Annotated in this window: 8 protein-coding genes; all 8 read right to left on the bottom strand. The window is 43.7% G+C overall.

All coding sequences use genetic code 11. From position 1 onward, the window contains the following. Positions 1-17: 17 nt before the first annotated feature. From EO132_RS15695 to EO132_RS15660, 8 genes are read right to left on the bottom strand one after another with little or no spacing between them, the layout of a single operon-like run. Positions 18-1,637 (bottom strand): sodium:solute symporter, encoded by a 1,620-nt coding sequence (locus tag EO132_RS15695; RefSeq protein WP_127138762.1) that lies wholly within the window; start codon positions 1,635-1,637, stop codon positions 18-20. A gap of 9 nt (positions 1,638-1,646) precedes the next feature. Continuing rightward, on the bottom strand, positions 1,647-2,834 hold the full coding sequence (locus tag EO132_RS15690; RefSeq protein WP_127138761.1) for an aldose epimerase family protein: 1,188 nt from the start codon (positions 2,832-2,834) through the stop codon (positions 1,647-1,649). A gap of 19 nt (positions 2,835-2,853) precedes the next feature. Next, complete coding sequence (araA, locus tag EO132_RS15685) at positions 2,854-4,359, bottom strand: L-arabinose isomerase (protein WP_127138760.1); 1,506 nt, start codon at positions 4,357-4,359, stop codon at positions 2,854-2,856. Positions 4,360-4,376: 17 nt separating this feature from the next. After that, complete coding sequence (locus tag EO132_RS15680) at positions 4,377-5,078, bottom strand: L-ribulose-5-phosphate 4-epimerase (protein ID WP_127138759.1); 702 nt, start codon at positions 5,076-5,078, stop codon at positions 4,377-4,379. 3 nt (positions 5,079-5,081) lie between these two features. Next, positions 5,082-6,758, bottom strand: coding sequence for a ribulokinase (locus tag EO132_RS15675; protein WP_127138758.1), 1,677 nt, complete (start codon positions 6,756-6,758; stop codon positions 5,082-5,084). 28 nt (positions 6,759-6,786) lie between these two features. Continuing rightward, positions 6,787-8,718: a glycoside hydrolase family 97 protein gene (locus EO132_RS15670; protein ID WP_127138757.1), complete on the bottom strand. Its 1,932-nt coding sequence runs from the start codon at positions 8,716-8,718 to the stop codon at positions 6,787-6,789. Between the two features lie 3 nt (positions 8,719-8,721). Further along, the gene (locus tag EO132_RS15665) at positions 8,722-10,731 is read right to left on the bottom strand and encodes an alpha-L-arabinofuranosidase C-terminal domain-containing protein (protein WP_127138756.1); all 2,010 of its coding nucleotides are present in this window, start codon (positions 10,729-10,731) and stop codon (positions 8,722-8,724) included. A gap of 26 nt (positions 10,732-10,757) precedes the next feature. Continuing rightward, positions 10,758-12,731: a glycoside hydrolase family 127 protein gene (locus EO132_RS15660; protein WP_127138755.1), complete on the bottom strand. Its 1,974-nt coding sequence runs from the start codon at positions 12,729-12,731 to the stop codon at positions 10,758-10,760. Positions 12,732-12,795: the final 64 nt, after the last annotated feature.

The raw sequence follows: 12,795 nt of genomic DNA, 5'->3' as shown, positions 1-12,795 counted from the left end.
TCTCTCAACTAATGGTTTTACTTACCATTGAACCAAATCATCACATAGGCCACTATGGCTATAATAATGATGGAAATGGCAATATCCTTCCAGTTGTAACTGTTTTTGTTCTCTTTTCGCTCATCATCGGAAATGGTTGCATAGGTAAGGTTCTTTATTTTTTCATCTGATGGAGGTGCAGTAGCGTAGCTCACGACCAAAATCAAAATAATACAGAACAAAAAGAACCAAGATGCAAAGGACAGGAAGTTCATATCCCCTAAAAGGAACCAGATACTGTCCGGGTTCAATGAGTCTTTAACCAATTCCAAAATAATCCGAACGGCTCCTACGATAAATCCAACGACCATGGTCACAAATGCTCCTTGGGCATTGATTCGCTTGTGGAATATACCCAATAGGAACACGGCCGTGATCGGAGGGGCTATGTAAGATTGGACACTTTGCAGGTATTCATAAAGAACTCCTGAAATATTGGCCATGATCGGAATCCAGATGATACCGATGATCACTACGATTACCGTCGCGATCTGACCGGTTCTCACCAACTTTTTCTCTGGGGCATTGGGTCTTAGCTTTTTATAGATGTCCACCGTAAACAATGTGGAACAAGAGTTGAAAACTGAGGCCAAGGAACTCATTAAAGCGGCCAAAAGACCTGCTGCCACCAATCCTCTAAGCCCTGATGGCAATAAATTGCTCATCAAAACAGGAAATGCCTCGTCTGGACTGTCCCATTGCAACTCTCCCCTCATTTTCAAGGTTAGGGCAATTACCCCTGGTATGAGGAACAAGAATACCGGAAACAATTTTAATAAAGCCCCGAAAATGGTTCCTCTCCTACCCTCTTTTATGTTTTTGGCGGTCAAGGCACGTTGTACGATATACTGATCTGTACACCAATACCAAATACCTGTTATGGTACTGGCGATCAAAAGCGATGGCCAAGGGAAATTAGGGTCGGAAGCTGACCTCCACATGTTGAGATATTCCGGTGTCACGGTCTGTTTCATGCTTTCCCAGCCCCCAACGTGGTCCAAACCAATAAAGGTCAGGGCCGCGGCACCAACTACTAGAATGATCGCCTGCAGCGTTTCGGTATACACCACTGCTCGCATACCGCCCAGTACCGTGTAAATTCCGGTAAGCACAACCGTTGCTATCGCTCCTGTCCAAAAATCAATGCCAAGAAGTGCGGAAACCACCACCCCTCCAGCATAGATGGTTACAGAGATTTTTGTAAGCACGTAGGCAACAATGGAAAAAACCGATAGTATCCATCGTGCTCTTGCATCAAATCGTTTTTCCAAAAACTCGGGCATCGTAAAAACACCTGCCCTGGCATAAAAGGGCAGGAATACCCAACCTAGAATAAGAACGATCCAAGCCTGTATTTCGTAAATCAACATGGGCAAACGGTCACCAGCACCTGCGCCGGCAAGCCCCACAACATGTTCGGAGCCAATGTTCGATGCAAAAATAGAGGCACCGACCACAAACCAACCCACATTCCTTCCTGCCAAGAAATAATCTTCGGTATTGTTCTTCTTTTTTCGGATTACCCAAAGCGCAATTCCCAAAAGAACGAGAAAGTATATGGATATCGCAATCCAATCAAAAGTATCCAATGTCTTCATGGTAGTGGTTTATTTGGTTGATAGTTTGAACATGGTCCTGGAGGAATACGTTTCTCCCGGGTTTAATCGTACCGAAGGAAAATCGGCTTGGTTCGGACTATCTGGGTAATGTTGTGTTTCCAGACAAAAACCTGAACGCTTTGCATAAGTGCCTCCCGTTTTTGAGGGCAGTGTACCGTCCAAAAAGTTTCCACTATAAAACTGAATTCCTGGTTCATTGGTATATACTTCCAAAAACCTACCCGTTTCCGGATGATGTGCACTAGCGGCTAAACCTAAATCCTCTTTGGTTTCGTTGAGCACCCAACAATGATCATAACCTCCACCGAGACTCAACTGTTCGTTATTGGCATCAATCTCCTTACCTATCAATTTAGGTTCCTTGAAATCAAAAGGTGTACCTGCCACTTCCCTAAATTCGCCCGTTGGGATCAAACCTCCGTCAACTGGAAGGTAAGTATCCGCATTCAGATAAATTTCATGATCCAATATAGGTTCGGAAAGTTGTCCCGAAAGATTAAAATAACTGTGCTGTGTCAAGTTCACTACGGTTGGCTTATCGGTTACCGCCTCATATTGAACATCAAGGGCGTTGTCATCTGTAAGGGTGTAGGTTACTTTCACATCCAATTTTCCAGGATATCCTTCCTCCCCATCTTCACTGGTATAGGTCAATTCCAAAACAGCACCTTCCGAAGTGTTTTTGGCCACACCGTTCCATACTACCTTATCAAAACCTTTTTCTCCGCCATGTAGGTGGTTGTCCCCATCATTGGTCGCCAAAGTATACGTTTCCCCTTCCAAGGAAAATTGTCCTTTGGCAATACGGTTTCCATATCTGCCAATGAGCGCTCCAAAGTATGGGTTTCCATCCAAGTATTGGTCCAGATCATCAAACCCAAGTACAATATCCTCATAGTTCCCTTGCTTATCCGGTGCAGTCCAACGGGTTATGATGCCTCCATAGGTAATGACCTCCACTTCCATTCCTGCTTCATTTTTTAATGTGAATTTCTTCACTTTAGTGCCATCTGGCATTTCCCCAAATACAGTTTCTTCGATTGGGTTTTGTTCACTTTCAGTTTTTACGGTTTCCATTTCTGACTGACTTTCTTTTTTGTTTTGCTTACAGCCTGCAATAATAAAGACCAAAAGTAAAACAGCGTACAATATAGAAGGTTTGGCTATCCTCATCATTATAGTTTTTGTTTGTTAATTACATTCCATGCTGAAACAGATGGTAATAGGCTTCGTTGGCATGGAGTTGATCCTTAAATGCCCTCAATTTCGTGTCCGAATCTATTACTAAAAGTTCTATTCCGAAAATATCGGCAAAGTCCTCCATGTATTCAGTGGTCAATGCCTGGGTGTATACAGTATGGTGCGCTCCTCCTGCGTGAATCCATGCTGTGGCCGCAACATCGAGATTTGGTTTTGCATCCCAAAGTACACGTGCTACGGGCAATTTTGGTAAATCGGCCATAGGCTCTACTGCCTCTACTTCGTTGACTATTAAACGGAATCTGTTGCCCATATCCACCAAGGATGCATTCAGTGCATCACCTGCGGGAGAATCGAAAACCAAGCGCACAGGGTCTTCTTTACCCCCAATACCCAATGGATGTACTTCGCATGATGGTTTTGCACTTGCGATAGAAGGACAGATCTCCAACATATGGGATCCCAACACATAATCTTTTTGAGGTGTAAAGTGGTAGGTATAATCTTCCATAAAAGAGGTACCTCCTTCCAAACCTTCGGCCATTACTTTCATGGTCCTTGTCAGTGCGGCGGTTTTCCAATCTCCTTCGCCTCCAAAACCATAGCCATCGGCCATCAGGCGTTGTACTGCCAAACCTGGTAATTGTTTTAGTTTACCCAAATTCTCGAACGTATCGGTAAAGGCTTTGAACCCGCCTTCATCCAAAAACGTTCTGAGTCCCAATTCTATTCTAGCGGAATCAATCAAAGATTGACGTTGTGCACCATTTTTTTGAAGTGATGCTGATAAAGTGTAACTGGCTTCGTATTCCTCGATCAATTGATCGACGTCTTTTTGTTCCAACCCGTCAATAATATTGGTAATGTCCGATGAATCGTAACCATTTACCGCAACGCCAAAACGCATTTGGGCTGCAACCTTATCTCCTTCGGTTACGGCAACCTCGCGCATATTATCCCCAATACGGGCAACTTTCATATGTTTTAATTCATCGGCGCCCAGTGCTGTTCTTGCCCAAACGGACAATTTGTTCTGAACCCGTTCTTCTTTCCAATGCCCTACCACTACTTTACGGTTTTTGCGCATTCTGGACATCATAAATCCAAACTCTCGGTCACCATGTGCAGATTGGTTCAGGTTCATAAAATCCATGTCAATACTGTCCCATGGGATTTCTGCATTGAACTGTGTATGCAAATGGCACAATGGTTTGCTTAAAATGGAAAGTCCGGCAATCCACATTTTTGCCGGAGAGAACGTGTGCATCCATGTAATCACACCGATACAGGATGGTTCGTTGCTCGCTTCGCGACAGACTGCCGTTATTTCTTGTGGCGTAGTCACAATAGGTTTAAAAACCAAAGTGACCGGTAATTTTCCAGCTGCATTCAATCCATCAACGATTTCTCTTGAATTGCTAGCTACTTGTTTTAAGGTCTCAGGTCCGTACAAATGTTGGCTACCCGTTACAAACCAGATTTCCTTTTGGGATATTTTCATTTTTGTGTTTTGTTTATTTATTGACCGTAATAGGCATTTTTACCATGCTTACGCTCGTAATGTTTTTTTATTAGTGAATCTTTCAGTCTAGGTGCCTGTGGATTGATCTGCAAAGTCAAATAGGCCATTTGGGCTACTGTTTCCAATACTTTGGTATTGTATACTGCTTTAGCTGCACTTTTACCCCAAGCAAATGGTCCATGGTTACCAATCAGCACCATTTCGACTTCGTTGTAGTCCAAATCCCTTTCCTTAAAGCAATCCAAAATTTGAATCCCTGTATTGTGTTCATAATTCCCTTCGATAAGTTCGTCGGCCATCGGCGGCGCACAAGGAATATCTTGCGTTAAATGATCCGCATGTGTGGTGCCAAAAATCGGAATGTCCTTTTGGGCCTGTGCCCAAGAAACGGAATACATAGCATGTGTATGCGCCACCCCTCCAATATTTTCCCAGTTTTTGTACAGATAACTATGTGTTTTGGTGTCAGATGACGGTCTCATGCTGCCCTCGACCACATTATTATCGTAATCCATGATAACGATATCCTCAGGTTTAAGCGTTTCATAGGGTACACCGCTGGGTTTAATGCCAAAAACAGCATTGTCCCTATCCACCGCACTCACATTACCGAAAGTATAGATGACCAGACCCAAGGCATTGAGCTCCATGTTTGCTTCGTAGCATTCTTCTTTGAGTGATTTATATTTTGAGCTCATCTATTATATGTTTTTGTTCGTTTGTTCTTCGACAAAGTTGCCAAGTTGCTTATACTCCTCTAGTAGTTGGGCATACACTTCCACTTGGGAAGATTGTGGAAAGTATTCCGCTTCGAAGTCACTTCCCATTACTTTACTTGCCTCGATTACATTCTTGTAGATACCTGAGGCAACCGCTGCATAAATTGCTGCACCCAAAGCAGGGGCTTGGTCGGATTCTGCCACCTTAATGGGCATGTTAAGCACATTGGCCAAAGTTTGCATGATAAAAGGCGATTTTCTGGCCACGCCACCAATACCAATCACGGTCTCGATTTTCACGCCCTCCTCTTCAAAACGGTCCACAATCATTTTGGCCCCAAAGCAAATGGCATTTACCAAAGACTTAAAAATATGAGGCGCATGGGTTCCCAACGAAATTCCGGAAATGGCACTTTTCAATTCTTGATTGGCATCTGGGGTCCTTCTACCATTTACCCAGTCCAGGGCTACAGGTACGGATTCAGACAAAGGAATCGCTTCGGCCTGTTCGGCCAAGGAGCGAATGAACTTTGATTCCACCTCAGCCTTTAGCTCGGTTTTTTGTTCTTCTGATAGTATGTTGGAGTCCAAAACCAGGTTGTCAACAGGCCATTGCAATACCCCTTTGAACCATGCCAATACATCTCCAAAGGCCGATTGGCCTGCTTCCAGTCCTATCATCCCGGGAATTACGGAACCATCAACCTGCCCGCAGATACCTTTAACGGTTTTGTCGCCTACTGCTTCGTTGGATGACACCATAATATCGCAAGTGGAGGTTCCCATTACCCTCACCAGTGCATGGTGGTCCACTTTGGCACCAACGGCACCTGCATGGGCATCAAAAGTACCCACAGCGATTACCGTATCCGTGGTAAGGCCTAATTTGTTCGCCCATTCTTCATTTAAATGACCGGCAATCTCATTGGAGGTAAATGTCTCTTCGTACAAATTATCCCGAAGGGATGCCAAGTACGGGTCCAGCTTGGATAAAAATTCCTTGTCAGGGAGTCCACCCCAGCTTTCGTGCCACATGGCTTTGTGACCTGCGGCACATCGACTCCTTTTGAATGCTTTTAAATCTTTTTCGTCACCCAAAAGATAAGTGATGAAATCGCAGTGCTCCATCCAAGTATAGGTGGCATTGATCACATTCTTGTCCTCTCTGGCCACATGAAGAATTTTGGCCCAAAACCATTCTGAGGAATAAATCCCTCCTTCGTATTTGGTATAATCCTCGCCGCCCCAGCTTCTCGCCAACTCATTGATTTCGTTGGCTTCCTTCACAGCGGTATGGTCTTTCCAAAGTACCATCATGGCGTTGGGGTTTTCTTCAAAACCTTCTACACAGGCCAATGCCGTTCCATCTTGGTTCACGGGCATGGGGGAAGAACCTGTAGTGTCTATACAAATCCCCTTGACCGTTTTTGGCGATACTCCACTTTGTTTCATCACGGAAGTTATGGTATGTTCCAATCCTTCAATATGATCTAAAGGATGTTGACGAAACTGATTGATGGTTGGGTCGCAATATTTTTGCGCTTTCCATCTGGGGTACCAGAATACTTCAGAGGCCAATTCCGCTCCATTTTGGGAGTCGATCATTACCGCTCTCACCGAATCGGAACCATAATCGAGTCCTATTACATATTTTTTCATTACTCCTTAAACTAACTTCTATTTTTCATTATATTCTTATCACAAATCCCCCGTAGGGTTCCACTTGTATTTCTGAAAGTGAGTCATCTATTTTTTTTGATGCTGGAATTTTTGTTCCATCATCGTAAAAAAGTGTACCTGATTTGTTTTCTGCGAAGGAAAGATTGATGGTCCACGTTTTTGGGGTTCCTTCACCATTTATGCCCACAACATACCACTCCGTTCCTTTGCGCCTGGCCATGATCACTTCTTTCCCTGGATATCCTTGAAGAAGCTTCGTTTCATCCCATTGTACAGGTACTTGTCTCAGCATATGAACAACTGCTTCGGGCATTTTGGCCATTCCCTGTGGTATTTCGGCGATATGTTGAATACCGGACGTGAACAAAATGGGCAATGCCAGCTCAAAGGTCGTTGTTGTTCTTCGGTCAATATTGGGAATACTATCCAAAACCATGGGAGTAAAATCCATGGGGTCATACACATTCCTTGTAAACGGCAGTAGTGCTGAATGACTTGGTTGAAGGTCTGCATTGCCCTGATCGAATGTAATGAACTCTTCCCCTTTAATGGACTCCATCGTCATGAGGTTGGGATAGGTGCGATGCCATCCCCTGGGCAAGGTGGCGCCATGAAAATTAATCAATAAGCCAAAATCGGCAGCATCTTTCAAAATACCATGATAGTATGCAATCATGGATTGTCCATCGCCTCCAAAAAAGTCAATCTTAAGTCCTCCTACACCCATTTCCTTGAGTCTGGCAAACTCTTTCCTTCTATCTTTTGAGGTCAACAGTTTGCTTTTGGGCGTATATTCCGTACTGTTCCAATCCCCTGATGAATTGTACCACAGTATCACTTTTACGTTTTTACTGGCGGCATAATCCACAAGTTCCTGCATTCTGTCATACCCTATTTTTTGATCCCAGTTTACATCGATCAAGGTGTAAGGCCAGTTCATGGAAGCGGCATAATCAATAAATTGGTGGGATGTTTCGTAATCGATTTTATCATCTTTCAACAATACCCAGCTCCATGTCGCCAAACCACCTTTCACAGGAGTGGTGTCCATATCGATTGCCGGAGCGGCCAAATCGGTTCCAAGAGTACTTTCTACAATTTGGTCTAAATCACCAACGCTAATAATCCTCCATGGGGTTGTGAATGGAAGATTACCCTTTGGCAATAATTCTCGACCAGTAAATACCTCCACTGGTTGTGGAAAAGTAACGGCCAATCCCTTTTTGTCTTCTTCGTACATTAATCTTGTGCCGCAATAGTCTTCATGCAAATTGGTTTCACTCACCAATAGCCAAGATTCTCCCGTATGGAACAAAGCAGGGTAAACATATCCTTCATCTAATGGAGAAGGTTTGTCAACAGGAATCTCCATTTGATAATTTTCCTCGTAAGATGGATTGGTCTCGCTCCACCCCGTTTTTGCTTTTGACATGGGTTGCATCCAAGAAACCGTGTTCCCAGGAAATCCATAACTAGTGGATTCTTCAACTACCTGAACGGATTTACCACCTTCCCCCAAAACTTTATATCTAAACGCAAAGCCGGTTTCGGATAAATCGAAATGACATTCCAATAACAGACCACTTTCCGAAGAAAAAGTGACCACATACCTATTTGCGTGATAGCTGATATCCTTTTGCTTCCCATGAAACATGGTGTAGGATTCAACGATTTCTTGAGCAGGTTGTTTTTTGTCCAGTGTCAGACCTTTTGACAAATCAATATCTTTCAAAACGAGTCCAACATAAGAAGTATCCAAAACCATACTGTCTTTGTGAAACAGTTGGTAAAAAGGTTTTCCTTCATTATCCAAGTACAGTTCTGCACGCAGCGTTCCTTCTTGGTTGGTAATGGAGACCCCACTTCCCCCGGGCCCACAACCAAATAGGAATGTTGTCAGAACAAACAGCCACATAATATTACCGACACTGTGTTTCATTTTTCACAAACTGATTTTATAGATTGAAAATGTCATCGATGGTATTTCCGCTTTAAGGGTATCTCCTTCCATGGAAGCCGACCCCTCTTTGGGACTGATTTTCATTGGTTCCTCAAAGGAGTTTTCGGCCTCTAAATCATCCATTCCCATTGTCAATACCGTAACACTATCGGTTACACTTCCTCCTTCTACCCTAATAGAGAGACTTTGAACAAGTTCGGATGTGTTCACCACCTTTACAATCAACTCATTGGTATTTGTGTCCTTTACCGCACTGGCATAAAGACCGTCTTTTCCAATAATTTTTTCTCCGTTCTCCGTAATCTTCAAAAGGTCGGTCCCCGGATTTGTGGAGTACATTTTTTGCACCTGATAGTTAGGTGTTCCGAAGGATTCCAAATTGTTGAACCATATCATATCCGGAGTCCATTGCCAGCCGTCGGCATGGGCCATCAAAGGTGCATATGATGTTAAATGAACCACTTCGGCGTTTCTCTCCAAACCTGTCATAAAGGCTGCTTCTGAAAGAGCCGCATTCCAGTTGTTTTTATTCTCTGGACTCGCTATGGCCACGGTTTGGGCCGCGTACTCACCGGCAAACACTTTGGGTCCTTCCCTATCGTAGTCGTCATAACGACCGGCATTCTCTAGAAACCATTTTGGTGGTTTGTAATAGTGTTCATCCACGATCTCCGCGTTCATTTGCTTTAGTTGTTCCCATCCATACTCAAAATAATCGCCTTCTGGGAAAGGTCCACTACCTGAAACGATAATGATTTCCGGGTATTTGGATTTGATGGCTTCCTCGAACACCTTGTACCTCTCGATGTAAGCCGGGCCCCATTGCTCATTTCCAATCCCAATGTATTTCATGTTAAAAGGCTCTGGATGCCCCATATCGGCGCGCACCTGACCCCAAGTTGTATCAGTACCTCCGTTGGCAAACTCGATCAAATCCAATGCATCTTGCACATATGGGTCCAACTCGTCCATGGGCACCAATTCCCCTGTGTTAAACTGACAAGCGATACCACACCCCAAAATCGGAAGAGGTTCAGCTCCCATATCTTCGGATAATTGAAAATATTCAAAGAATCCAAGTCCAAAGCTTTGATAATAATCCGAGGTTGGACGATGGGCGAACTCCGTGTTCCATCGGTTCACCAATATTTCCCTGTCTTCAATATCCCCAACCGTTTTCTTCCATTGATATCTTCTTGCCAAGGTTCTTCCCTCCACGATACATCCACCTGGGAAACGAAGGAACCCAGGGTTCAAATCATCCAACAGTTGAACCAAATCCTTACGAAGTCCTTTTTTTCGTCCCTTCCATGTATCTTGAGGAAAAAGGGAAATCATATCCAGATCAATCTCACCTTCTCCTTCGAAAGTGATCTTTACCTTGGCCTTCATTTCTGATGCATTGGTGGTAAAAGTTGATTCGTAGGTTTTCCAGGAATCGCTGTCGGGAGCAATTGAAGTCTCTCCCAACACACTGTCAAGGGAATCGATCACTTGAAGTTTAATTTTTTGAATATTACCAAAACGCTTGGCGGCTTTGACGGAAAAATCATATTGAGCGCCTTCTTTGACTCCCATGCCTCTGAAACCTTCGTTGATCAAGACATATCCTTCATCATTGTTCACCGCTACACGAGAGAAATTGTGGTTGGTTCCTTCTTCGGAATATTTAACCACGGTTAGGATCCCTGAATCATCATTATAGGAATGTCTATCACTATTGGGCTCAACCCAGCCCGTTTTAGGCAATGAGAACTCGAAAGAGCGGTTTTTGATCATTTCGGCATACAAACCGCCATCTGCGGCAAAGTTGATGTCCTCGAAAAAGATTCCGTACATGGTGGGCTGAATTTTTATACCCCTATCTTCCATGCTGACCACCAACTCCCGTTCCATTTCAGCTACGCTATCATCAGTTTTGGTTTCCCCTTGATTTTTACAGCCATAAAAACCCGAGATCAAAACCAGTGCCAAAAAAAGTACTCTAGTCATTTCTTTTATGTTGAGAGTGGTACATTCTATTTTTCTTGCGTCGGCAACCACACCTTCATTTTTCCAATCCCCCGATTGGACCAAGCATAATATGGTATTGCAGTCAATTTTTGGTTTGATATCGTATTGACCCCTTCCAATAATTCGGGCTGCATCTCCACCTTGAATTCTTCATCCGTCGTTATTTGAATGGCATCAAAAGTGCCCTTGTTATCGATTTCCTCCACCGCGTACACTATGGGCCCGTACTCCAGGGACATTTTATCCTTATCCTCTTCTACTTTTGGATTCGCGATCACTTTTCTGACAGACATTGGAAACTCCAGTTCCACCTCATCCCCTGGTTCCCATGTTCTGGTCACTGTGAAATAGCCATTATCCGCAACCACATCAAGCTCCTCCCCATTTAGGCTAAGCTTGTTGCTTGTTTCATCTTTGGATGCATACTGATACAAATCACCTGGCAAAACGATATTCCTGGACCATCCCGGTATTCTGAATTTGATGGTAAATTCCCCCTTCTGTTCCGGGTTTACAGTGAATCTTACCTTCCCATCCCATGGATAGGAAGTGCTTTGGGCAACCAAAACATCTTGATCTTTCAATGCCACATTTGCCTCATTGCTCGCATAAAGATTGGTATATAGGGTATTTCCAGTTTTGGAATAAATAAGACCGGGCATAGCGGGAATAAATCGAATCACATTGGTGGGGCAGCAAGAACAATCGAACCAATCTTTTCGGGTACATGCCCCTTGATTGAATTTATAAACGCCATCCGATTCCAATGCATTGGGGTAAAAGAATTGTTGACCATCCAGTGACAAGCCCGAAATCAACCCGTTGTAGAGAGTCCTTTCGATGACATCAAAGTATTTTACGTCCCCCGTAAGGTTGTGCAACCTATGGTTCCAGTATACATCTCCAATAGAAGCGCATGTTTCATTGTAAGCCGTTAAATTGGGCAACTCATAGTTTTCACCGAATGCTTCCCCATCATGCTTGGCGCCAATACCTCCCGTTATGTACATTTTTTTGTTCACCATGTTCTCCCAGAGTGCATTAACTGCATCCAAATAGGCAGTATCCTTTTTTATAGCGGCAATATCCGTCATGGCGGCGTACATGTATACTGCCCTTACGGCATGCCCCACTACCTCGTCTTGCGCCACAACCGGCAAATGATCTTGGGAATAAGGTCCGAAGAGTTCATGGTTTTCAGGGTTGCCCCTGTTGTCCAAAAAGTATTTTGATAGTTTTAGATACTCCTGCTTTCCTGTAATCTGATACAATTTGATGAGCCCTGTTTCTATGATCTGATGTCCGGGAACAACAGCAATTTTACCTTCGCCATCGCCAAAGGTATCTACCATTAAGTCTGCATTTTTGACGGCTATGTCCAAAAAGTTTCGTTTTCCCGTGGCTTTGTAATGCACAGCTGCTGCTTCGTACAAATGGCCTGCATTGTAAAGTTCATGACTTGCCTCCAAAGACTCCCATCGTTCTCCTTTTTCAACATTTACCCAATTGGCGGGTGGATTGGTCGGGTCGATTGTTCGCCAAGTAGTTAAATACCCATCCTTTTCTTGGCCCACCTTTATAATAGCCACCAAGGAATCTACCAAAGATTCCAGTTTCGGGTTTGGAGCACTGATCAGGGAATTGGAGGCTCCTTCGATAATTTTATAGACATCGGTATCGTCGAACGGCATGGCCCCTCTCGTTTCGCCTTCCATTTCTCCTCCTGCAATCAAAAAATTATCAAAACGACCTTCTTCCTCACATTTGGCCAAAGCATATTCAATGGTTTTTTCCTGAACCCGTTGTATTATCGGCAACCAGAATGCATCATTGAGCTTTACGTTCTGAATGTTCACGGGCTCAATCACATAACCTGTTTGGTTTTCCCCATTCACTTCCTCTTCGCTTTCTTCTTCCTTCTTGCAATTGAAGAAAACTGTCAGGGAAATCAACAATACTATGTATTTAAACGGTTTCATCTAGTTGGTTTTAGTTGGATTTATATTGCGTGGGTTGTCCATGCCTTTAGGTATTCCCAAAACA

The sequence above is a fragment of the Flagellimonas oceanensis genome (genome assembly GCF_003992595.1).
Taxonomy (GTDB): Bacteria; Bacteroidota; Bacteroidia; order Flavobacteriales; family Flavobacteriaceae; genus Flagellimonas; species Flagellimonas oceanensis.
This window is presented reverse-complemented; position numbering and strand designations above follow the sequence as displayed.

Excerpts from the sequence above, each read along its gene's own strand:
- EO132_RS15695 (WP_127138762.1), bottom strand. The coding sequence starts at position 1,637 with ATGAAGACATTGGATACTTTTGATTGGATTGCGATATCCATATACTTT.
- EO132_RS15690 (WP_127138761.1), bottom strand. The coding sequence starts at position 2,834 with ATGATGAGGATAGCCAAACCTTCTATATTGTACGCTGTTTTACTTTTG.
- araA (WP_127138760.1), bottom strand. The coding sequence starts at position 4,359 with ATGAAAATATCCCAAAAGGAAATCTGGTTTGTAACGGGTAGCCAACAT.
- EO132_RS15680 (WP_127138759.1), bottom strand. The coding sequence starts at position 5,078 with ATGAGCTCAAAATATAAATCACTCAAAGAAGAATGCTACGAAGCAAAC.
- EO132_RS15675 (WP_127138758.1), bottom strand. The coding sequence starts at position 6,758 with ATGAAAAAATATGTAATAGGACTCGATTATGGTTCCGATTCGGTGAGA.
- EO132_RS15670 (WP_127138757.1), bottom strand. The coding sequence starts at position 8,718 with ATGAAACACAGTGTCGGTAATATTATGTGGCTGTTTGTTCTGACAACA.
- EO132_RS15665 (WP_127138756.1), bottom strand. The coding sequence starts at position 10,731 with ATGACTAGAGTACTTTTTTTGGCACTGGTTTTGATCTCGGGTTTTTAT.
- EO132_RS15660 (WP_127138755.1), bottom strand. The coding sequence starts at position 12,731 with ATGAAACCGTTTAAATACATAGTATTGTTGATTTCCCTGACAGTTTTC.